This is a genomic window from Pseudomonas sp. CFBP 8772 (genome assembly GCF_014841665.1).
GTDB classification, from domain to species: Bacteria; Pseudomonadota; Gammaproteobacteria; order Pseudomonadales; family Pseudomonadaceae; genus Aquipseudomonas; species Aquipseudomonas graminis_B.
Map to the genome: position 1 here is coordinate 54,069 of NZ_JACYUI010000005.1, position 22,738 is coordinate 76,806.

19 protein-coding genes and 1 riboswitch are annotated in these 22,738 nt (G+C 59.9%); of the genes, 14 read left to right on the top strand and 5 right to left on the bottom strand.

The annotated features are described in order from the left end of the window. Positions 1 to 150: 150 nt before the first annotated feature. Positions 151 to 1,314: a 1-acyl-sn-glycerol-3-phosphate acyltransferase gene (locus IFT99_RS12220; protein WP_192132561.1), complete on the bottom strand. Its 1,164-nt coding sequence runs from the start codon at positions 1,312 to 1,314 to the stop codon at positions 151 to 153. Positions 1,315 to 1,528: 214 nt separating this feature from the next. Between IFT99_RS12220 and IFT99_RS12225 the strand changes: the two genes are divergently transcribed. The 4 genes from IFT99_RS12225 (at position 1,529) to IFT99_RS12240 (ending at position 3,641) form a co-directional block, all read left to right on the top strand. After that, positions 1,529 to 1,711, top strand: coding sequence for a CPXCG motif-containing cysteine-rich protein (locus tag IFT99_RS12225; RefSeq protein WP_192132563.1), 183 nt, complete (start codon positions 1,529 to 1,531; stop codon positions 1,709 to 1,711). Further along, the gene (locus tag IFT99_RS12230) at positions 1,711 to 1,971 is read left to right on the top strand and encodes a putative signal transducing protein (RefSeq protein WP_192132565.1); all 261 of its coding nucleotides are present in this window, start codon (positions 1,711 to 1,713) and stop codon (positions 1,969 to 1,971) included. The genes IFT99_RS12225 and IFT99_RS12230 overlap by 1 nt, the downstream gene beginning before the upstream one ends. Positions 1,972 to 2,022: 51 nt before the next feature. Then, positions 2,023 to 2,667, top strand: a complete 645-nt coding sequence (locus IFT99_RS12235) for an SOS response-associated peptidase (RefSeq protein WP_192132567.1) — start codon at positions 2,023 to 2,025, stop codon at positions 2,665 to 2,667. A 155-nt stretch (positions 2,668 to 2,822) separates the two neighbouring features. Next, complete coding sequence (locus tag IFT99_RS12240; protein WP_122536172.1) at positions 2,823 to 3,641, top strand: M48 family metallopeptidase; 819 nt, start codon at positions 2,823 to 2,825, stop codon at positions 3,639 to 3,641. A gap of 173 nt (positions 3,642 to 3,814) precedes the next feature. Here the strand turns inward: IFT99_RS12240 and IFT99_RS12245 are convergent, their stop codons facing one another. From IFT99_RS12245 to IFT99_RS12255, 3 genes are all read right to left on the bottom strand, one after another. Further along, on the bottom strand, positions 3,815 to 4,399 hold the full coding sequence (locus tag IFT99_RS12245) for a TMEM165/GDT1 family protein (RefSeq protein ID WP_074884042.1): 585 nt from the start codon (positions 4,397 to 4,399) through the stop codon (positions 3,815 to 3,817). An 89-nt stretch (positions 4,400 to 4,488) separates the two neighbouring features. Continuing rightward, a riboswitch (yybP-ykoY riboswitch) is annotated at positions 4,489 to 4,609 on the bottom strand. 40 nt (positions 4,610 to 4,649) lie between these two features. Then, positions 4,650 to 5,648 carry a class I SAM-dependent methyltransferase gene (locus tag IFT99_RS12250; protein WP_192132569.1) on the bottom strand — a complete coding sequence of 333 codons (999 nt, stop codon included), beginning with the start codon at positions 5,646 to 5,648 and terminating at the stop codon, positions 4,650 to 4,652. A 97-nt stretch (positions 5,649 to 5,745) separates the two neighbouring features. Further along, the gene (locus IFT99_RS12255; protein WP_192132570.1) at positions 5,746 to 6,711 is read right to left on the bottom strand and encodes a 2-hydroxyacid dehydrogenase; all 966 of its coding nucleotides are present in this window, start codon (positions 6,709 to 6,711) and stop codon (positions 5,746 to 5,748) included. 88 nt (positions 6,712 to 6,799) lie between these two features. Here IFT99_RS12255 and IFT99_RS12260 point away from each other — a divergent pair, with 88 nt between their 5' ends. The 10 genes from IFT99_RS12260 to IFT99_RS12305 all read left to right on the top strand — a co-directional run bounded on the left by IFT99_RS12260 (position 6,800) and on the right by IFT99_RS12305 (position 21,350). Further along, a complete protein-coding gene (locus IFT99_RS12260) occupies positions 6,800 to 7,429 on the top strand; it encodes a LysE family transporter (RefSeq protein ID WP_065991814.1) in 630 nt (209 codons plus the stop codon). A 287-nt stretch (positions 7,430 to 7,716) separates the two neighbouring features. After that, a complete protein-coding gene (locus IFT99_RS12265; protein WP_192132571.1) occupies positions 7,717 to 9,738 on the top strand; it encodes an S-type pyocin domain-containing protein in 2,022 nt (673 codons plus the stop codon). Next, positions 9,728 to 9,991, top strand: coding sequence for a bacteriocin immunity protein (locus IFT99_RS12270; RefSeq protein WP_192132573.1), 264 nt, complete (start codon positions 9,728 to 9,730; stop codon positions 9,989 to 9,991). The genes IFT99_RS12265 and IFT99_RS12270 overlap by 11 nt, the downstream gene beginning before the upstream one ends. A gap of 44 nt (positions 9,992 to 10,035) precedes the next feature. Beyond that, positions 10,036 to 10,938 carry a hypothetical protein gene (locus tag IFT99_RS12275; RefSeq protein ID WP_192132575.1) on the top strand — a complete coding sequence of 301 codons (903 nt, stop codon included), beginning with the start codon at positions 10,036 to 10,038 and terminating at the stop codon, positions 10,936 to 10,938. Positions 10,939 to 11,153: 215 nt separating this feature from the next. After that, a complete protein-coding gene (locus IFT99_RS12280) occupies positions 11,154 to 12,830 on the top strand; it encodes a fatty acid--CoA ligase (protein ID WP_192132577.1) in 1,677 nt (558 codons plus the stop codon). Between the two features lie 361 nt (positions 12,831 to 13,191). Further along, on the top strand, positions 13,192 to 15,114 hold the full coding sequence (locus tag IFT99_RS12285; RefSeq protein WP_065991819.1) for a DUF1302 domain-containing protein: 1,923 nt from the start codon (positions 13,192 to 13,194) through the stop codon (positions 15,112 to 15,114). Between the two features lie 14 nt (positions 15,115 to 15,128). Then, positions 15,129 to 16,493 carry a DUF1329 domain-containing protein gene (locus IFT99_RS12290; RefSeq protein WP_192132579.1) on the top strand — a complete coding sequence of 455 codons (1,365 nt, stop codon included), beginning with the start codon at positions 15,129 to 15,131 and terminating at the stop codon, positions 16,491 to 16,493. 370 nt (positions 16,494 to 16,863) lie between these two features. Next, entirely contained in the window at positions 16,864 to 19,626 is a 2,763-nt protein-coding gene (locus IFT99_RS12295; RefSeq protein WP_192132581.1) for a LuxR C-terminal-related transcriptional regulator, read from the top strand. 114 nt (positions 19,627 to 19,740) lie between these two features. After that, on the top strand, positions 19,741 to 21,063 hold the full coding sequence (locus tag IFT99_RS12300) for a type II toxin-antitoxin system HipA family toxin (RefSeq protein ID WP_192132583.1): 1,323 nt from the start codon (positions 19,741 to 19,743) through the stop codon (positions 21,061 to 21,063). Further along, positions 21,060 to 21,350: a helix-turn-helix transcriptional regulator gene (locus IFT99_RS12305; RefSeq protein ID WP_192132585.1), complete on the top strand. Its 291-nt coding sequence runs from the start codon at positions 21,060 to 21,062 to the stop codon at positions 21,348 to 21,350. Before IFT99_RS12300 ends, IFT99_RS12305 begins: the two co-directional genes overlap by 4 nt. A gap of 24 nt (positions 21,351 to 21,374) precedes the next feature. On the opposite strand, the gene IFT99_RS12310 is transcribed toward IFT99_RS12305, so the two are convergent. Next, positions 21,375 to 22,574, bottom strand: coding sequence for an HD-GYP domain-containing protein (locus IFT99_RS12310; protein WP_192132587.1), 1,200 nt, complete (start codon positions 22,572 to 22,574; stop codon positions 21,375 to 21,377). Between the last annotated feature and the right edge of the window lie 164 nt (positions 22,575 to 22,738).

Here is a 22,738-nt window from a genome sequence, read left to right on the forward strand (position 1 = left end):
TGGATAGGCGACGACCCTAGCAAGCCAGTCTTACGCTTGAGTGTGTCAGCGGTGACACATTTGTGAAGGCGGGTATCGACAACCAACGGAGGCGCACAGCGAAAAACGGCGCCCTGAGAGCGCCGTTTATTCTTGGAAGGGAAGGCGGCCTTAAAGTGGCAAACCGGCCTTCACCCGGTACTGATTGCGTACCGGCATAGCGTATTGCTGAATCAGAAACGGACGGTGCTCGGCGGGGCAGCCATTGAGGCGGCGCTGCCATTCATCCTCCGCACGCTCCAGCTCGTCCGCCGGGAACACCTCGGCGGCCTTCGGCACCTTGAGTTCGGGGTCGGCGTCAGCCCACTGCGCGTACGCCAGGTAATGCACCGGGAACAGCCGATAGCCGCCGAGGATCTGCCGATCCATTTCGATGGCCAGCAATTTGGTGTCCTCGAACAGCTCGGTGATCGGCGGGGCAAAGTTCACGTGCACGCGGCCTTTGTAGCCGGTGATCCCCAGCGCAATGCTGACGTCGTCCTCGCCCGGCACTTTGGTGTAACTGCCGGTGGTGGCGCGGATGTACAGCTCCCGCGCCTTGGCGTGATCACACGGATCGTACTCATAGCTGATGGACACCGGCGTCAGGTTCAACGACTGAATGACCTCGCCAAACGGCTCGTCCTTGCGGCTCATGTGGAACATCTTGAGGATGGCCGATTCGGTGCGGTCGTCGCCGTCTTTGGCGCGGCCCTCAGCCTGGGCGATCCAGATCGACTGGCAGTCATTGCGGATCGAATGATTGATGTACGCCGACAGCAACTGGTAGGCCGCCATCTTCTCGCGACGCCCGATGATCGAGCGGTGCACGATGAAGCTCTTGTTCAGGCGCATCAGGTCGCTGACGAAGGGCTTTTGCAGCAGGTTGTCGCCAATGGCAATGCGTGGGGTTGGCAGGCCCGCGTGGTAGACCGCGTAGTTGACAAAAGCCGGGTCCATCACGATGTCCCGGTGGTTGGCCAGAAACAGGTACGCCACCCCCGACTTGAACTGCTCGACGCCGGTGTAGGTCACACCGTCAGTGGCGCGTTCGATGGTGTGGTCGACGTAATGCTCGACCTTGTCCTGCAAGGCCGCGACGGTATCGATACCGGCGAACTGGCGACGCAGCTTGCGCGCGATGGCCGGCTGCAGAATCCAGCCGAGGGAGCCGGCCAGACGCGGAAATCGGAAATGCGTGAGGATCGCGAGGAACGCCTTGTCACCCAGCAGCCGATCAAGCACGGCTTTTACTTCGGTGTCGTCGTATGGTCGGATGGCATCGAATTCGCCCATCATGCTCTCTTGTCGGAAACGGCTAAGGTAAAGGAGGTCGAGTCCGGTGCCGCAGCGAGTCACGACACCGCAGGCGTGGTGCCTGGGCGGCGGCCGCTCGATAAAGCGGCTTCGCTGAAGATGTCGACTCAGGCTGATGCCCGGATGCTGAGGAATAAAGCTCGACCGGCAAACAAGTCGGCGATTATACGCAAAACTGGGCCCGGAGACTGCGATGCAGGAAATACAGGATTACGACTGCCCTTATTGCGGCGAACCGGTGGAAGCGGTGCTGGATCTGTCCGGCGGCGATCAGACCTACATTGAAGATTGTTCCGTCTGCTGCCGGCCGATCATCTTCAGCCTGCAGACCGATGGAGAAGAATGGACGCTGGACGTCCGCAGCGAGAACGAGTGATGCGCAAGATTTATGAGCCCGAACACCTGATGGAAGGTGAGCTGCTGCAGGCCATGCTCGCCAGCGAAGGCATCGAGTCCCACATCACCGGGCGTCATTTACTGGGCGCCGTTGGGGATTTGCCGGCGTTCGGGTTGTTGGGCCTGACGGTCGAGGATGATCAGGCCGAGCGGGCGCGTCTGTTGATCACCGAGTACAATGCCGCCTTCCCGCTGCCCGGTGACGAGCCGGACAGCTACCCCGATGTGTTGCTGTGCTGAATCCGGTTCGCGCGCGCCTCATTCGCTTTCAAAAAGAGTTGTGCTGAACCCATGTGTGGACGTTATGCGCTGTTTCGTTGGTCGCCTGCCTTTGCGGCTTTGCCCGGATTTCCAAGCGACCAGCAAGCGCAGTGGAATATTTCTCCTGCCGCTTCTGTCTTGATGGTCCGGGCGGCTACGGGCGAGGTCGAGGAGGGCGCGGAACGCGGGCGCGAAGTGGCGCGGGCACGTTGGGGGCTGACGCCGCCCTGGCTGACCGACATGTCGCGCACGCCGGCCCATGCTCGCGCTGAAACCGTAGCGGAGCAACCGATGTTCAAGCAGGCCTTTCGTGAACGACGCTGCCTGCTGCCGGCCAACGGCTTTTATGAGTGGCGTGGCAGCGTGCGCAAGCGGCCGTTCTGGCTGACGCCGGCGGAAGGATCGACGCTGTATTTCGCGGCGATCTGGGAAGCCTATCCCGTCGAAGGCCACACCTACCTGAGCGTTGCCGTGGTCACGCAGTCGGCCATGAACCAGCGTCGACCGTTGATTCTCGACGAAGAAGGGCAGCGCGCCTGGCTTGCTCCGGACTGCCCGCTGATCACCTTGCAGGCCTTGCTCGCCGCCCCGCAAACGCAACTGCGCGAACGGCCGCTGGCCAACTTGGTGAACGACCCGAAGCTCAACGCACCGGAATGCCTGACGCCGTTGTAATCCGCTCTGGCTCGGTTCAAATCGCTATTCCGTTATTTCGCTGCTGTTACACAGGCGCAATTTCCTTGCGGCTTTTAACATGGCAGACGGCTGGCATCTGGTGCTCAGCCTGCGTATTGCCTAGGATGGCGCGATTGTTTCAATGGAGATACGAGATGCGCAGGATTTTTGCTCTTTGTGGCGTGACGGCAGCGTTGCTGGTTGCCGGGTGTCAGGCGGTCAATACCACCACCGGCGATTCGGTGGGTGTCGAGCGCAAGCAATACATGTTCAGCATGCTGTCGACTGACGAAGTCAACCAGATGTACGCCCAGTCTTATCAACAGACGGTCAGTGAAGCGTCATCCAAAGGCGTGCTCGACAACAGCAGCGCCGAGGGCAAGCGCGTTCAGGCCATCGCCAAGCGACTGATCGCCCAGGCGCCGAAATTACGGCCCGACGCGGCGCAGTGGCAGTGGGACGTCAACCTGATCAAGAGCGACGAGCTGAACGCCAACTGCGGTCCTGGCGGCAAGATCATCGTGTACAGCGGCCTGATCAATACCCTGAAGCTCAGCGATGATGAACTGGCAGCGGTCATGGGCCACGAAATCGCTCACGCGCTGCGCGAACACGGTCGTGAAGCGATGTCCAAGGCCTACGGTGTGCAGATGGCCAAGCAGGGTGCCGGTGCCTTGTTGGGATTGGGGCAGGACAGTCTGGCGTTGGCCGACACCGTGGTCGATTACAGCCTGACGCTGCCGAACAGCCGCGCCAATGAAAACGAAGCGGATTTGCTGGGCCTCGAACTGGCGGCTCGCGCGGGTTACAACCCGAATGCCGCAATCACGCTGTGGCAGAAGATGGAAGCCCAAGGCGGCGCGTCGCAGCCGGAGTTCATGAGCACCCACCCGGCTTCGTCCAACCGGATCGCCTCGCTGCAGGCGGCGATTCCGAAAGTGATGCCGTTGTATCAGCAGGCGCCGAAGGGTTGATCAGCGCCTGACGCCGATAGGTGAGCTGGCGCGGCGTTTTTCGGAGCGGGTGCGTGCATGAAACGCTGTAGGAGTGAGCTTGCTCGCGATCCTCGAACGGTCGCCGCGTATCTGCGGAGCGATTGAAAAGCATCGCGAGCCAGCTCACTCCTGCAAGGGCATGGGGTCTGTGACTACACCCAGCCGCTGATCTGCATCGCCTTGTACACCGCAACGATCGCCAGAATGAAGAACGCCCCTGCTGCCAGACGACGGATCAGCGTCAGTGGCAGTTTCTCCGCAGCGAAATTCCCCGCCAGCACCACCGGCACATTGGCCAGCAACATGCCCAGCGTCGTGCCGAGGATCACCAGCCACAAGCTTGGGTATTGCGCCGCCAGCATGACGGTCGCGATCTGCGTCTTGTCGCCGATTTCTGCGATGAAGAACGCGATCAGCGTGGTCAGGAAGGGGCCGAACTTGCGACTGGTACTGGCTTCATCATCGTCCAGCTTGTCCGGAACCAGCGTCCACAGCGCCGTGGCGGTAAAGCTGGCGGCCAGGATCCAGTGCAGGACGGCGTCGGAGAGATAGCTGCTGAACCATGCGCCAACGGCACCGGCCGCAGCATGGTTGGCCAGCGTGGCTGCGACAATCCCTGCGATGATGGGCCAGGGTTTGCGGAAGCGAGCGGCAAGAACGAGCGCGAGGAGTTGGGTCTTGTCACCGATTTCAGCCAGTGCGACGACAGCGGTGGGGACCAACAGGGATTCCAGCATCAGGGTTTTCCTAAGGGGCGGGTCAACACGGCTATGACACGTACAACCTCCCCGCCCCGGGTCAGGATGTTCGTGTCATAGGTCTTGTCAAACCACCGATCCGTCTGAGCGGATCTGGGGTCGCACGCACCATGGTCTGAGGACCAAGTATGTTGATGCGTGCCGGACGAGCATGGCGCTCGTGGGAGACTACTCCCCTAGGACGGTGCGGATTCTGCCTAGCCGTTTGCCGTTCGGCAAGCGCTAATTATCACGCACGTTTCGCACGGTAAATCCGGAAACCCTGGCCCTCGGCCATGATCGCGCAAGGCCCCAGATGCGACTCGATGATCGGCTGATAGCGCAGGAAGCTATTGGCAACCAAGCGCAGTTCACCACCTTTTCTCAGATGTTCCCGCGCTTTTTTCAGCAGGTTCTCTGTCGCGGCGTAGTCGGTATGCACGCCGGTATGAAACGGCGGATTGGTCAGAATCGCGTCCAGGTCGTGCGGCGCGGCGTCGATTCCGTTGCCCGTCAGCACGTCGGCTTCGAGGCCATTGGCAGCCAGGGTCATGCGGCTGCTGGCAGTGGCGAACGCGTCGACATCCAGCATCGTCACTGTCGTTTCGGGGTAACGGCGTTTCACCGCCGCACCGAGAACGCCCGCGCCACAGCCGAAGTCCAGCAGATGGCCGGCGGGAAGCCGATCAATGTTCTCTAGCAGCAGAGCCGAACCCCGGTCCAGACGGCCGTGGCTGAACACGCCCGGCAGACTCACCACCTTCAACGCGCCGCCTTCGATTTCAATGTCGAAACGTTTGGCCAGGCTGTCGAGTTCAACGGCTGGCGGAGGCGTTTCGACGGTGACTTGCCAGAGCTGGCAATGACGCGCGCTGTCGAGCTTGCGCGTGCGTCCGAACGGGCTCAGCTGGCGGGCCGCGGCTTCGATGCCGCCGCGTTTTTCACCGACCAGAAACAGCTCACGTCCGGCCAGACGCGAAGCGAGCGCGTTGATGAGGTAATCGGCGAGGTCGCGGGCCTTGGGCAAAAACAGCACCGCCGCTTCAAAGGGTTCGGCCGGTGCTTCGGTGCCGAAGTGCACGCGCTCGGGAAACCGCGTACCGAGGGTGTCGAAGTCGCCAGCGTGCCAGCTCCAGCCACGTGCATTGGGCAGCGTGCTTAGCAGATCGTCGGCGGGGAGGCCGGTCAGCAACAAGGAGCCCTGAAACAAACCGGCCTGCCGGAGTAACACTTCACTGCGCGGGTCCATCGTCGGCTCCTTGAAAAAAAGGGCGAAGTTTAACAGGCCTGCCGCGCCGCGCACGTGCCCTGTGCGACGGAGTGGCGGGCCTGCAAAGCGCTGCGTGTCAGCTCACGACCCTGACCGGCTTGCCTTCATAGAACGCCAGAGCGTTTTCGTTGATCTGGCCGACGATGCGCTGCCGCGCTTCCTGGCTGCCCCATGCGCTGTGGGGCGTGATGATCAAGCGCGGAATATCGCCCGACAGCAGCGGATTGCCATTAACCGGGGGCTCGACCGTCAGCACGTCGGTGGCCGCGCCGCCGAGATGGCCGTTGCGCAGGGCATCGGCCAGTGCCTGCTCGTTGATCAAGCCGCCGCGCGCGGTGTTGACGATGAAGGCTTTGGGTTTCAGCAGGCTCAACTCGTGGGCGCCAATCATGTCCCGAGTGTGCTCGTTGAGCGGGCAGTGCAGGGTGAGGGCATCGACCTGGGGCAGCAGCTCATTCAGTGGCACGCGATCAGGGCGGGCAGGACGACCGGGAATCTGACCCGACAGCACGCGCATGCCGAAGGCTTCCGCCAGCTTCGCGACCGCACCGCCCAGTTCGCCATGGCCCAGTAGCCCCAGTGTCTTGCCTTCCAGCTCGACAATGGGAAAGTCCAGCAAGCAGAACTGCTTCGATTTTTGCCACTGGCCCTGTTGAATCGCTTTTTGATAGTCAGGCAAGCGGGTGGCCATCGCCAGCAGCAACATCATTGCGTGTTGAGCCACGGAAGGCGTGCCATAGCCCTGACAATTGCTCACCACCACACCGTGTTTACGCGCGGCAGCGAGGTCGACATTGTTGACCCCGGTGGCCGTCACCAGCACCAGTTTCAACTTCGGGCAGGCGGCGAACGTGTCGGCATCAATCATGGTCTTGTTGGAAATGGCCACGTCGGCATCTTTTAAACGCTCGGCCACCTGATCGGCTGTGGTGCTCGGATGCAGCACCAGTTCACTGAAGGTGTCACGCCACGGCGCGAGGTCGAGATCCCCCAGATCCAGAGAGGTGTGATCCAGGAAAACTGCTCGGCGTTGACTGGGCATCAGCTGTACCTTTTGCTCGGTGGGTGGGAAGCGTAATGTGACGAGCCTACCAGAGCCTGCCGCTCGCCATAACGCCTGGAGAACTTCAATGTACTGGCCCGAATTCTTAACCGTTGCGCTGATTCACCTGCTGGCCGTCGCCAGTCCCGGACCGGACTTTGCGGTCGTGGTGCGCGAGAGCGTGACCCACGGGCGCAAGGCCGGCACCTACACCGCCATGGGTGTGGGCACCGCGATTTTCCTGCACGTCGGCTATTCGCTGCTGGGGATTGGCTTGATCGTTTCGCAATCCATCGTCCTGTTCAATGCCTTGAAATGGGCCGCAGCGGCGTACCTGATTTACATCGGCATCAAAGCGCTGCGCGCCAAACCTGCGAGCGCATCGGATGCGCCCGTGGACATCGCCAAGGGCGAGCGCACCGCGCGGGGCGCCTTCACGGCCGGGTTCGTCACCAACGGCCTGAACCCGAAAGCGACGCTGTTTTTTCTGTCGCTGTTCACCGTCGTGATCAACCCGCACACGCCGATGTTGGTTCAGGCGGGCTACGGGGTTTACCTGGCATTCGCGACCGGCGCGTGGTTTTGCCTGGTGGCACGCCTGTTCAGCCAGCCCCGGGTGCGCGCGGGCTTTGCGCGGATGGGTCACTGGTTTGATCGGGCGATGGGTGCGGTATTGGTGGCGCTGGGTTTGAAGCTGGCGTTGACGGAAATGCATTGAGGTTGATGTGATGGTCTGTTGCGACGTCGCGCCTTAAGGTGAATGCTGAGCAATGCGATTCGATCAAAAAAGACTTAGACAGTTGCTAGGTAACCTGTTTGGAAACATACCCGCCTAAACGGCGGGTTTTTTTCGTCCTTGCTTTTTATTCCGATGTGAAAAAGGCAGGGCTCGCAGTGCTGCGCCCTATATCACAACAAATAAAAAAATCTCCATAACTATGTATTACCTGACATCAGAGGGATGAGCGTTACGTGGTTGCCATACAGACAAAAAGGAGAACCTGTATGAGCAACACCGAAGAAAAAAATATTGTTGTCAATCGAGGGATACCTCCTGGTAATCCTTACGGCTCTGGCGGGGGACTTCGACCCTCCCGTGACGGATGGAGCATTGGATGGGGGGGTGGCAGCGGAGGTGAGGGCGGCAGAGCCGGGACATTGTCTAGCTCCAAACGTCGCCGGCTGCGTATTCGCGATAAGCGCCGCCGTGCACTGGAAGCGCGTCAGCGTGCTGAAGCGGCCCGCGTCAAGGCAGCCGCTGAATTACAGGCTCAAAAAGAAGCTCATCAGCAATCCATTTCTGACGCTGAGGCACGGGTTCGAGCCCAAGCTCACGCTGAGGCTGAGCAAGAAGCCAGAAGGGAGGCGCAAGCTCAAGCGGCTATGGCGGCGGCAAACGCTAGAGCCGAGCAAGAGCGTCAAGCAGCGGCTCACCGTCAAGCCCTGGAATCTTTACCTCTCGCGCAAGCAACTCGAAAACGTGAGCTTGATCTTCAGCATGATCACAATGTAGCCGCACTGCCTGTCTCGCTCATGTCCGAACTCGGCGAAGACAGCTTGTTATACGACGCTCAGCGTCAACAGTCACTGAACGCGATACTTGAGCATAAAGCCCGGATCAACTACTTGATCGCCCAAAAAAAAGCGGCTTCTGAAAGTAATCGTCAGAGCTCGCATGCTTTTACTGGGGGTGATCCTCTCCAAATAACCAGCGAGCACTACGGAGCAATCTTACAAAGTCGAAGCGTTAGCTCAGAACAAGCTTTTCAGACTCACCAAGCGTGGAGTCTTGCCTATGAGCAGGCGCTTGAAGCCGACTTGCACGCAAAAGCAGTGACTCAGTTGCTCGATAAATCTGCGGCGCTTTCAGAACACTATGCCGAGCAAGCCTGGAAGACGCGTAACTCCGTAGCCAATGACGAGTCTCTGGTCTTAAAGCATGCTACTGAAGCAAGCCGACTCTGGTCGATGGTGGCAGGACCGAATGCTCCAACGCAGAACTTTCCCACTGCGTCTGAAGCAGCCAAAGCTATCGCGCAGAGGCTGTTCACCCGACAGGCAGCCAAGGCACTAGGGCGGTCATTTCCGCAACTTGCTTTACTTTATCCAACCGAGTTGGCTGACGATGAACTCGCGCCCCCACTGATTGCTTCGCCTGCGTCGGAGATTGGGGTCTCTGGCAATGTCGACCTCGAATTCATCGCAGGCCGCGTTGGAACGGTTGAGGTTACCCACCGGTTAAGGATTGAGGAGGTTGAAGGCGAACTAAAAACGGTCTGGGCTGAAGCCGACGGTTTGATGGTCAGCTCCAAAGTCCGTGTGCGAACGTTCGTCTATAACTCGAGCACCAAAGCGTATGAATTTAAACAGGACGGGGCAGACCGCCCGGCTCTGATCTGGACACCCGCGGTTAGCCCGGAGAGCAGTTCTACTGCTTTGCCGGCCGATGAGTCCAAAGGGCCTGAATATTCCGGGGCCGCTATTTCGCCCGTTTCGGAGCAGCTTGGACATTTCCCGACTTATGACATAGAGGATTTTGAGGACTACATACTTGTCTTTCCGGCGGACTCGGGCCTTCCGCCTGTGTATGTCATGTTCAACAGCCCCAGGTATTTGCCAGGGGTTGTGAGCGGTTTCGGTGGCGATATCGATCCCAACTGGCAGGCGTCCGTATCCAATGGTCTGGGTTCGCCAGTGCCGTCAGTGATTGCAGACGCACTGCGAGGTAAGAACTATGCTGAATTTCGAAATCTGAAGCGGGCCATATGGCGCGAGATGTCGAAACACCCTGAGATCACTGCAAATATGAGTGAGAGGAACATTGCTCTCATCAAATCTGGCCTCGCGCCTTTTGCGGTAAGGCAAGATAGGAAAGGCGGAAGGGTAAAACTCGAAATACATCACGTTGTTCCAATCTCACAGGGAGGAGATGTGTACGGCGTTGATAATTTAAGACTCAATACCCCAGCTAACCACGACGCAATCCACAGAGATTTACGTAATGAGGGACGCGACAATGAACGCTGAAACGATTCAAGGGATCACCGAAGCAGACTTTCTAGAGCTCGTTAGAAAAATCTGTGTTGTGGACTACAAAACTGAGTATCAGCACACCCAAGCGGTAATGACTTTTGAGCGCCTCGGCGAACACCCCGATGGCTCCGATTTGATCTACTACCCCAAGCCCGATGCTGATGATTCTCCGGAAGGAATAGTAAAAGAAGTCAAGGCCTGGCGAGCAGCTAATGGTAAAGCTGGTTTCAAGTCGGCGTCTGATTGACGACCAATTGGGCATCTCCATATTTATTTAAAAGGAATTTATCAATGGCTCATTACACCGTGTTACTTCAGCAGCTTCCAGGCTCAATCCAGAGCGAAGTTATCGCTCATTTAGGCTCAACATCTGGAATGTCTGATCTTCAGATTGTTGAGCGGTATCGCGACGCTGCATCGCAACTGAGAGCAGCCAAGCTTGCGTCTATTCCCCCTTATGCCCCTGGGGAACGTGACGATGCAGGGCATCTCACCTTGGATCAGTTCAATAGCATGGTAGGGGCGGATCTTTCATTTATGTCCGCCTCCCTTGTGGAGGTGCATCGTCAAATCATTGCCAGTGAGGTTGTTTGGTATTTGAACAATTTCATCAATCAGCTTTCATCGACTCATGCGCAAATGATCGAGGCCGCCCGGCAAGAGGCTCAACGACGGGCCGAGGAGGCAGCGCGACAACTCGCTCAGCAACAGGCAGAGGAAGCAGCTCGTCAACTGGCGCGACAACGAGCGGAGGAGGCAGCTCGCCTCCACGCTCAACAGCTCGCGGAGCAACAAGCCCGCGAGCTTCAGGAGCGTCGGGCGAAGGAGGCTGCTGAAGTGGCCGCCCGCCAGCTTGCCGAGCAACAGGCCGAAGCTGCGGCTCAAGCACTGATTAATCAGCGAGCCCAAGAATCAGCGTTGCGAGAAGCCCGACTGGCGACAGAGTTAGTAGCGGCTACCAAGGAGCCCATTCCACAAACACGCTCGGACGGAAGCGGTGAGCCGGAAGATGACCTTGCTGACAGCCAAGCGCTCCGCCATTTGCTTTTTGTTCCAGGTCCACTGGCGATGGCGGAAGTCGAGCGCGCCACGGTCCTGCTGAAGCAACGGATTGATGCTGCGGTGGCTGAATATGCATCCTCAATCGGGCCTTACCTGACCACGCCGAGCATGTCGGCCAGTCTTGCCCCTTGAGGACTTAATGGCCGGCTAGCTGCCCCAAAAAGACCAAGCGCAGACAATTCGTCTGCGTTTGGTCTTATTTTTGTATCCTTTGGCTGGTATCCCACACGTGTAGGCTCGGTGACGTGGGATGACACAATTCATCCCTTCGGCTGATCCGATCGACGCGCCCTGGCCCTACAGTGCATATTTTCAAGCCCGCACCTGCACCGTGAAAAGGGATTCCTATGCTGCACACCCGCGTGATTCCGCCCGCCGAAGGGGCGTACCCGTACCCTCTGTTGATCAAGCGACTGCTGCTGTCCGGCGTGCGCTACGAAAAGACCCGTGAGATCGTTTACCGGGACCATTCGCGCTATTCGTATCAAATGCTCAACGAGCGCATCTGCCGGCTGGCCGGTGCGCTGACCGCGGCGGGGGTGAAGGCGGGTGACACCGTGGCGGTGATGGATTGGGACAGCCATCGTTACCTGGAATGCATGTTTGCCATTCCAATGATTGGTGCGGTGGTGCATACCATCAACGTGAGGCTGTCGCCCGAGCAGATCCTGTTCACCATGAACCACGCTGAAGACAAGCTGGTGCTGGTCAACAGCGAGTTTGTGCCCCTCTACAACGCCATCGCCGGGCAACTGACGACGGTGGAAAAAACACTGTTACTGACCGATACCGATGGCGCTACCACCGACCTGCCCAATCTCGTCGGCGAGTACGAAGCGTTGCTGGCCGCGGCGAGTCCGCATTATCAGTTCGAGGATTTCGACGAGAACTCGGTGGCGACCACGTTCTACACCACCGGCACCACGGGCAACCCCAAAGGGGTGTATTTCACCCATCGCCAGCTCGTGCTGCACACCTTGGCCGTTGCGACGATCATGGGCAGCGTCGAAGGCATCCTTGGCGGCGACAAGGTTTACATGCCAATCACGCCGATGTTCCACGTTCATGCGTGGGGCGTGCCGTATGCCGCCACCATGCTGGGCGTCAAGCAGGTGTACCCCGGCCGCTACGACCCCGAGTTGCTTGTGGCGCTCTGGCAAAAGGAGAAGGTCACATTCTCGCACTGCGTGCCCACCATTATGCAGATGGTGCTCAACGCCAAAGCCGCCCAGGACATGGATTTCACCGGCTGGCACATCATCATCGGCGGAAGCTCGCTCAATCGTTCGCTGTACGAAGCGGCCAAGGCCAAGGGCATTCAGCTGTCTGCGGCCTACGGCATGTCCGAAACCGGGCCGTTGGTGTCGGTTGCGCACTTGAACGACGACCTGATGGCCGCCAGTGAAGACGAACGCACCACGTACCGAATCAAGGCCGGGGCGCCGGGCGTGCTGGTCGAGGCAGCGATTGTCGATGGCGAGGGCAACTTTCTGCCATCCGACGGCGAGACCCAGGGCGAACTGGTGCTGCGTGCGCCGTGGCTGAGCGAAGGGTATTACCGCGAGCCGGAGAAGGGCGCCGAACTGTGGGCCGGCGGCTGGCTGCACACCGGTGACGTGGCGACGCTGGACAACATGGGCGGGATCGACATTCGCGACCGCATCAAAGATGTCATCAAGACGGGGGGCGAGTGGGTGTCTTCGCTGCAGCTGGAGGATCTCTGCAGTCGCCATCCCGGTGTCCGTGAAGTGGCTGTGGTCGGCATCGCTGACCCGCAGTGGGGCGAGCGCCCGTTTGCGCTGTTGGTCGCCCGCGAGGGTCACGTTCTGGATGCCAAGATCCTGAAGGAACACCTCAAGCCGTTTGTGGAACAGGGGCACATTAACAAGTGGGCGATTCCGAGCCAGATCGCCCTTGTTACCGAAATTCCCAAGACCAGTGTCGGCAAGCTCGACAAGAAGCAGATCCGCCAGAACATCCTCGAATGGCAGGGCAGCAACAGCGCTTTCCTCTCCACGCTCTGACGCTTTCCTTCGCGGCCATTTTCATCGTTCATTGCTTTGAAAATGTGCCGCGAAGGCTCTACTCCGGCGTCTTCCTTGCCAATTCTTCTTTTTCAGCCATGCTCCCCCTGCGATGTGATTGGCCACTCTGGCGTCGGCGTGCCAGAGGTGTTGGCGCTGTAAATCACACTTTAGAGGGATCAAGCAGCAGCACCTGCTGGCTATAGTCGGCAGTAGGTTGGTACCGGAGAAAGCGCATCGATCGTTTCGCAGTTGATTGGCTGCCCGATCAGCGTTGACACCAGGCACTGCGGCCCGTCCGCCTGAGTCGTTTCCGGAAGCACCCACTGCCATAAAAATAAAAGCACATGGAGTAGCGTCGATGACATCAGCTAACCAGTTCTGGCGCCGGGCTAAATTGCCCTTGGCCGTCAGCCTCGCTTCCACGCTCGCCGGCCCTGCATTCGGCGTCAGTTTCAATATCGGAGAAATCGAAGGCAACTTCGACTCGTCGCTCTCAGTAGGGGCAAGCTGGTCCACCCAGAATGCCAACAAGAACCTGATCGGCTCCAACAACGGCGGTCACGGTCTTTCGCAAACCTCCGACGACGGTCACTTGAACTTCAAAAGCGGAGAAACGTTTTCGAAGATCTTCAAGGGCATTCACGATCTTGAACTGAAGTACGGCGACACCGGTGTGTTCCTGCGGGGCAAGTACTGGTACGACTTCGAGCTCAAGGATGAAGGCCGCGACTTCAAGGACATCAGCGATTCCGGCCGCAAAGAGGGCGCCAAGTCTTCAGGTTTCGAGCTGCTCGACGCTTTCGTCTATCACAACTATTCCATTGCCGATGAGCCGGGTTCGGTGCGTCTGGGCAAGCAAGTCGTCAGTTGGGGTGAAAGTACCTTCATCCAGGGCGGCATCAACAGCATCAACCCGGTCGACGTGTCCGCGTTCCGGCGTCCTGGCTCGGAAATCAAGGAAGGCCTGATTCCGGTCAACATGTTCTACCTGTCGCAAAGCCTGACCGAAAACCTGTCGGCAGAAGGCTTTTACCAGTTGGAATGGGACCAGACCGTCGTCGACAACTGCGGCACCTTCTTCTCGCAACCGGACGTCATCGCGGACGGCTGCAACAGCAACCTTGCCGTGCTGCGCACCCGCGACAGCCTCAATTCGGCTCTGCCAGCCGCGTTGCGTGGCCCCGTTCAAAGAACGCTGGCAGCGCGCGGCGTGAGTTTCGGCAGCCCTGACGAGGGCGCCGTGGTTGCCCGCGGCCCTGATCGCGATGCCCGGGACAGCGGCCAGTACGGCCTGGCCATGCACTATAACTTCGAGCCGCTGGACACCGAGTTCGGCGCTTATTACATGAATTACCACAGCCGTCTGCCGATCTTCAGCGGCAAGGGCGGGCCGGCGAGCGCCTACAGCGCAGCGGGTCTGGTGGGCGGTCTGGCGGCCAATGGCGTTCCTCGGGGTGTTGCTGCGGCCCTCGCGCCAACCCTGTTGCCCGTCGTGGTCGCCGGCAACTCCAGTTACTACGTTGAATACCCGGAAGACATCCACCTGTTCGGCCTGAGCTTCTCCACCACCTTGCCCACCGGCACGGCGTGGAGCGGTGAACTGAGCTACCGCCCGAACGCACCGGTGCAGTTGAACACCACCGACATTCTGTATTCCGGCCTGTCGCCGCTGAACTCGAACGTGTCGCTGCTGCAGGGCGCACCCGGCCAGGACCAGAAAGGCTATCGCCGCAAGGAAATCAGCCAGGCGCAGACCACTTTCACGCACTTCTTCGACCAAGTGATGGGCGCCGAACGTCTGACCGTGGTGGGTGAGGTCGGCTGGACCCATGTCGGCGGTCTGGAAAGCACCTCGAAACTGCGTTATGGCCGCGACCCGAGCTATGGCCCTGGCCCGCTGCCGGGTGGTCAGTGCCAGACCCTCAACGCCAGCACCCTGGGCGCTGCCGCGCAGAACAACCTCAGCCGCTACTGCGAAAACGATGGCTTCACCACCACCGATTCGTGGGGTTACCGCGCCCGCGCCATCTGGGATTACAACAACGTCTTCGCCGGTGTGAACCTGCGCCCGAGCGTGGCCTGGTCCCACGACGTCGACGGCTACTCGCCGGGTCCTGGCGGCAACTTCGAGGAAGGTCGCAAGGCCGTGAGTCTGGGCCTCGACGCCGAGTACCAGAACACCTACACCGCCAACCTTTCCTACACCAACTTCTTCGACGGCAAGTACACCACCGTGGACGACCGCGACTTCGTAGCACTCAGCTTCGGCATGAACTTCTAAGGACAATAATGAAAATGAAAATCACGAAGGGTCTGTTGCAGGTGGGCGTGTTGGGGCTGTCGTTGCTGGCGACCAGCGTGATGGCGGCGGTGTCCGACGCCGAAGCCGCCAAGCTGGGCACCACGCTGACGCCAATGGGCGCGGAAAAAGCCGGCAACGCTGCCAATACCATCCCGGCCTGGAGCCCGATGCCGACCAACGCGGGCGCGGTGGACGACAAAGGTTTCCTGGCCAACCCGTACGCCAGTGAAAAAGCGCAGTTCACCATCACGGCGCAGAACGTGGATCAGTACAAGGACAAACTTGCCCCGGGCCAGTACGCGATGTTCAAGCGCTACCCGGACACCTACAAAATGCCGGTTTACCCGTCCCATCGTGGCGCCACTGTGCCGGCTGACGTGTTCGCTGCGATCAAGAAAAACGCCACCAACACCAAGCTGGTGGGCGGCGGTAACGGCCTGGAGAATTTCGAGACCGCGGTGCCGTTCCCGATCCCGAAAGACGGCCTGGAGGTGATCTGGAACCACATCACCCGTTATCGTGGCGGCAGCGTCTCGCGTCTGGTCACCCAGGCCACGCCGCAGACCAACGGCTCGTTCAACCCGGTGTACTTCCACGATGAGTTCGTCTTTCGCGACAAGATGAAGGATTTCGATCCAAAGAATCCGGGCAACATCCTGTTCTATTTCAAGCAGGAAGTGACGGCGCCAGCGCGTCTGGCAGGCTCGGTGCTGCTGGTGCACGAAACCCTCGATCAGGTCAAAGAGCCGCGTGCGGCGTGGGTCTACAACGCCGGGCAGCGTCGTGTACGCCGTGCGCCGCAAGTGTCCTATGACGGGCCGGGCACCGCCGCCGACGGCCTGCGTACTTCCGACAACCTCGACATGTTCAACGGCGCGCCTGATCGGTACGACTGGAAGCTGATCGGCAAACAAGAGATGTACATCGCGTCCGACAGCTACAAGCTCGACGATCCGAAATTGAAATACGCCGACATCATCAAGGCCGGCCACATCAATCAGGACTTGGCGCGCTATGAACTGCGTCGGGTCTGGCACGTGACCGCCACGCTGAAAGAAGGCCAGCGCCATATCTACGCCAAACGTGACTTCTTCATCGACGAAGACACCTGGCAGGCAGCGGTCATCGATCACTACGACGGTCGTGGTCAACTGTGGCGCGTGGCTGAAGCCCACGCCGAAAACTACTACGACAAGCAAGTGCCGTGGTACGCCCTCGAAGCCCTGTACGACTTGCAATCAGGTCGCTACCTGGCGCTGGGCATGAAGAACGAAGAGAAGAGGGCGTATGACTTCGGCTTCACCGCCACTGCCAGCGACTTCTCGCCCAACGCGCTGCGCCAGGAAGGCGTGCGCTAACGGCTGACCGTACAAGCGGAGAGCGTGCAATGTTGATCACAGCTACAGCGCACTGAAGTCCTCCGCTGTCTTACCCTGTGGCTGATCCCCATGGAGCAGAAAGGAAACACTCCGAGCGATCGGGGTGTTTTTTTGCCCGGGCTGACAGAGTCCCGCCTTCAGGCGACCTGCGCAGCGATCCTTTGCCACACGCCGCATTCCCCCGACGGCGCCGAACGTACCTCCCCGGACATATAAACCAACATTCGCCCTGTTGATGGGATACGTTTTATTACAGTCTTTCGTCTAACAATGTTCAAAAGGTTCCCCATAGCCGCTAGTCTCCCGACATCTGAACGCCGAACAACAAGCACTCCAACAAGAGCCGGCCATGACTGATCTGTCGCGTTTGCAAGGATTCGCAAATCACGCCGTCACTGCGTTGGAAGGCCGTTTCTTCCGTCCGCCACTGCCTGAAGGTTATGTATCGAGACCTCGATTGTGCGAGCGGCTGAGTGCGGGTCTGTCTGGGCGCCTCTTATTGGTCAGCGCGCCGGCCGGGTTCGGTAAAAGCTCACTGGCGGTGGAGTTCTGCGAGAGCCTGCCCGATCAGTGGCAGAACCTCTGGCTGGGTCTGAGCCACCGGGACAGCGACCCGGGCCGTTTTCTCGAACGTCTTCTCTGCGGTCTCCAACAGTTTTTCCCCCAACTCGGCGCCCAGGCGCTCGGCCTTCTGAAGATGCGTCAGCGTCACCAGCCGTTTGCCTTCGAAGAGTGGCTGGACGGTTTGCTGGACGAGCTGGCGATGCACCTGATGCTGAGCAAACCGCTGCTGCTGGTGCTCGACGACTATCACTTGGTGCAGGGCCCCGTGCTGGATCGCTGCCTGCAATTTCTGCTCAATCATCTGCCTGCGGGCATGAACATCATGGTCACCAGCCGGCAGAGGCCGAACTGGCACCTGGCGCGGCTGCGGCTGTCCCGTCAATTGCTGGAGTTGTCCGAGCAGGACCTGCGTCTGACCGACGACGAGTCGCTGGCGGTGCTGGATCCGCAGCGCCATGGCTTGAGCGATGAAGCACTGCACGCCTTGCTGCAACGCAGTGAAGGTTGGGTGGCCGGCCTGCGATTCTGGCTGCTGGCGGCCAACGAAGCGGGGAGTAACGCGCTGACCCAAGGGCTCAACGGCGGGGAAGGGCTGATCCGTGATTACCTGCTCGAAGAGGTCATTGATTGCTTGCCTGCCGACGTTCAGGCTTTTCTCTATGAAACCGCCTGTCTGGAGCGCTTCGGCGGTGCACTGTGCAACGCCGCACGTGACAGTCATGACAGCGATGAGATGCTTGGGTACCTGCAAGCCCATCAGGTGTTTCTGGTCCCGCTGGACGAGCATGGCCGCTGGTTTCGCTATCACCATTTGTTTTCTGACCTGCTGCGCGCGCGCGCCGGACCCAGTGTCACACCGCAACAACGGCGCGTGCACCTGAATGCCTGCCGCTGGTTCAGCGACCAGGGGCTGCTCGACGAAGCCATTGAGCAGGCGTTGCGCGCGGGACATCTGGATGTGGCGGCCAATCTGGTGCAGAACCTGTCCGAAGAACAACTGCTTGCCGAGCAAAACGTCGGCATGCTGCTGCGCTGGAAAATGGACTTGCCCGACAGCGTGCTGGTCAGCACGCCGCGTTTGATCGTGCTGTACGCCTGGGCCCTGGGCCTGGCGTGTCAGCTGGACGCAGCCGAGGAACTGGGCAACCACCTCAGTCGATTCCTGCCGGCCCCTTCCGCGACCGCGCAAAATTCAATGCTGGCCCAGTGGCTGGCGCTGAGCGGGATCATCGCCCGAGGCCGCGGCGACAGTGAAACGGCCCGACGTTATTGCAGCGAAGCGTTGGTCAGTCTGCCGCCCAAGCGGTACGGTCAGCGTTTGCTGTGCCTGTCGACGCTGGCGAATCTGGCCATCGCCGATGGAGATTTATGGCGCGCCCGGGCGCTGAACCGTGACGCCCTGGAGTTGGCGCAACGGGTGGCCAATCCGTTGTTTGAAGCACTGGCGCACTACGACCGCGCTCGCACGCTGCAGGCCCGTGGCGAAACGCTTCGCTCGATGGAGGAGGTGCGCCAGGGCTTAAGACGTTTGAACGGCCTGTCTTCACAAAAGTTATACGCGGTGCGCGCTCGACTGACGTTGTACGAAGGTTATCTGCTGGTGCAGTGCCTTCAACCGGAGGCAGGCCGCGAGCGCTTAAATGCCGGACTCGCCGAGGCGCGCGCCTGCCGCGACATCAGCGTGCTGATCGGTCACTGCGTGATTGCCGGAATGGAGGGGCGCGAAGGACGCTACGCCGAAGCCTTCGCCGAGCTGGCCGAGGCCGAGCGGCTGATGCACATCTGGGACGTGCCGCCGGTTTATTACCTGGCAATGATCACCCTCGCCAAATGCGAGCTGTGGCTGGCCCAGGGCCGTATCGACCTGGCCGACGCCTGGCTGCTGCGACTGGGACAGACCTATGGCGGCAATCAACCTGCCGCCGCCCCCGAATGCTCGCCGCAACTGCCTCAACAGATCGAAACGCTGCGGGCGGTTCTTGACCACGTTCAGGGCCGTACCGAAGAGGCAATGGCGCGGCTGCTCAGTCTGGTGGAGTACGCCCGGCGGATCGGCGCAGGACTGCTCGGACTCAATGCGCTGAGTCAGCGCATCCTGTTGTTGCTCGACACATCACGCGGGCCCGAGGCAGATGAGCTGTTTCAACAGAGCCTTCTGCTCGCCTCGGGCGGTGCGGTTCTGCCCTTCCAGCGCCTGATTCGTGGTCATCCCGACTGGCTGCGCGAGCAACTGCACAAACGCCCCCCATGCCGGCTGGTCGATTACCTGCTTCAGCAACTGCCTGAAGCTGCTCCCGGTCAGAGGCTGCCATGCCTGCGCGTCACCCCTGAACCGCTCGGCTGCAACGGCGGCGACCACCTCAGCGCCCGAGAACTCAGCGTGCTGCAGTTGATCGCGCAAGGCTGTTCCAATCAGGAGATCAGCGAGCGCTTGTTCATTTCCCTGCACACCGTCAAAACCCACGCCAGCCACATCAACGGCAAGCTGGGCGTCGAGCGACGCACGCAAGCAGTGGCCCGGGCGCAAGAGCTAGGACTGCTGGGCTGAGCGATCGGCACTTAAATACCCTTTTTTTTCAAATACTACCCATTTTAGGCATTTAATTGCCTTTTATGCGCTCAGGCCGTAAGGTTTAGGCATTAAATTGCCGAGCGCCCTGTCATGCAGTTGACCCTCCAACTCTACCTGTCGGGACGATGGCACGATGCGATGCGTTTCGACATCGAGAAGCCAGAGTCAGGGCAGAACAGCCCGTGCAGCTTTGCGTATGAGCAGGCATTTCTAATTGACCACCTCGATGCGCTTGATCGTCCCACCTCGCCATCCGTAAGCGCTCGAATTCCACTGGGCTGGGATTTGTTCAGAACGGCGGGGCTGCCGGCGTTTTTGCATGACATCGTTCCCGCGGGAGCGGCACGCCGTTTCCTGCTGGCGCGTCTGGCAGTGCCTGAAGGCGAAAACACCCCGGCCGATCTGGTGCTCTTGCAGCGCTGCACCCCTGCGCCCGTCGGGCATCTGCGCATCAAGGAATCGTTCGAAGCTTTGCCCAAGGCCAGCAGCATCGGTTTTGACCGGAGTGAGGTCGTTGCTCGGGACAGCCGCTTTCTCGAATACGCGTATGAACAAGGCGCAGCCGTAGGAGGTGCGACGGGAGCGGGCGGCGAGGCGCCGAAGCTGTTGCTGGCCGAGGACACCGCAGGACTCATGCACCCTGATGCAACGCTCGCCGACAGCGAAGTCCGTCAACACTGGTTCGTGAAATTCTGTCGCAACAAAGGCAACGAGACGGATCGCACCATTCTCAGAAGCGAGTTTTGCTATTACCAGGCCCTCCAACGCATCGGTGAATACACCGTTCCTTGTGATGGCATGAGCCTTGAAGAGGCCCGCAAGCCCAGCCTGTGGATGAAACGCTTCGACCGCAGCGTCGATGAACAGGGCGTGCGCCGGCTGGCTGTCGAATCGGTGTACTCGCTCGCCGACATCACCCGCCCCGGCGCGTACATGACGCACGTGCAAGCCGTCGCCGCGCTGTCTAACGTTTGGTCGGCGAATGCTCAGCAGGGGGGCATCCCTCAAATGGTTGCCGAGTACATAAGGCGCGACCTGATCAATCAGATTCTGGGAAACAGCGACAACCATGGGCGCAACACGTCGATCCTGCGCGATGAACAGCGACTCGCTCTGGCGCCGATTTACGACCTGGCGCCTATGGTCATGGACGACGAAGGCGTGACGCGCACCACCAAATGGCCTGACCCCATCGAACGCGCCGGCGAAGTGGACTGGCGTGAGGCCTGCCAGGCGTTATCCCCATGGGCCGACCCCGACGAATTGTTTGAGGGCCTCAGAACCGATGCCGAACGCCTGCGGGCATTGCCTGATTTGCTGAATGAAATGGGCTTGCCGCAAAAGACCTTGAATCATCCACGGATCAGGCTGGGGCAGCTGGATGCAACGCTCAAGGGATGGGGCCTGCGATGAACGACGACATACGCCAGCGCGGCATCATCCTCGACGAACTTCGGGGGCAGCTTTTGGACGGGGCCGTTTCGATGGGCGCTGCCGTCAAACGGCTGCGGACCGAAATCACGGGATTGCGCCAGGAACAGTTCGCGCGCATGTGCAAAATCTCGTTGCGCACGCTGCGCCAGATCGAGCAGGACGAGGGGAATCCGACGGTGCAGACTCTCAACGCGGTGTTCAGACCCTTCGGCATGCAGGTCGGCATTATCCCGTTGCGACCCAGGCCGGCGGCGACCAGCCTTTGATGCATGATCGGCCCGACGGTACACTCAGGCGGCGGGCTGACCCGCCCACATGCTGACCACGTCCAGAAGGCCCCAGTCTTCAGCCAGTTCGAACTTGAGGATGCCATCGCTTACCGAGGGGCAGGCGAGGTTGATGACGTGCGGCTCGAAGGGCATGCGGGTCCGGGTAGACAGAAAAACCTTCACTTTCGGGTGCAGCAGGGACTTTTCATCCTGCTCGACCACCACGCCCAGACGCTCGCTTTTCAAACGAACCAACGCGCCCACGGGGTAGATACCGACGGTCTTGACGAAGTGCTGGAATACCGTCGCATCGAAGTGGCCTTTCCAGGACGCCATCTCGCGAACCGAATGCGCGGCGTCCCAGCCTTTCTTGTAGGGCCGGTCCGAAGTCACCGCGTCATAGACGTCACAGATAGCGCCCATTTTCGCCAGCAGACTGATCTCGTCACTTTTCAGCCCGTGGGGATAACCGCTTCCGTCGATTTTTTCGTGATGATGCAGGCACACGTCCATCACCAGTCGGGTCACCCGCTCGCAGCCCTGGAGGATTTCCAGACCGGCCTGCGGATGGTGCTTCATGACTTCGTATTCTTCGTAGGTGAGGCGATCAGGCTTATTGAGAATGGCCGAGTCGATCATCATTTTGCCGACGTCATGCATCAGCCCGGCGACGCCGGCTTCACGCACCTGATCCTCGTCCAGCTCCATCTGCCGCGCGAGCGCAACCATCAATGCGCACACCGCCACCGAGTGCATGTAGGTGTACTCATCGGTCGTCTTCAAGCGCGACAGGCTGATGAGTGCGTGGGGGTGGCGCATCACGGACGTGGCAATTTCCTCCACCAACAGATCGACGTCTTCGGTGTTCATCGCCCGGCCCATCCGGGCATCGCTGAACATGGTCATCACTAGCGCTTTCGCGCGCCCACAAATCAGGCGCGCGCGGGCCAGTTCCATTTCCAGGCTGCACGGCGCAGTTTCGGATGGGTCGGGACACTCAGGGAAGGTCTGTTCGGCTGGCGAGCTGTCGGCAGGGCTTTTGCCAAGATGGGTATCGATCCAGACTTCACGGGTCGACGCCTGAATGTGCCGCAACACCGCGTTGTCGCTGAGTTCGCGTTCGACGTGCGCGGTCCAGAACGGATCGTTGATCCGGGGGCGGCAGAACTCGTGGATGTACATGCCCAGCGTGAGGTCGGAAACGGGGATTTTTCTTAGCATAGAGTCAGCTCTTGCGCGGTTATACAGCGCTGCCTTACCTGAAAGTGAGAGCGATCTTTGTTGAGTGCTTCATCACTGCGCTTTCCAGTACTTGCGCATTGCCAGTATAGGAAAGCGCTGGAGAAATTAAACCCTGTTAAATTTTGGGTGCATTAGGGTGGCGC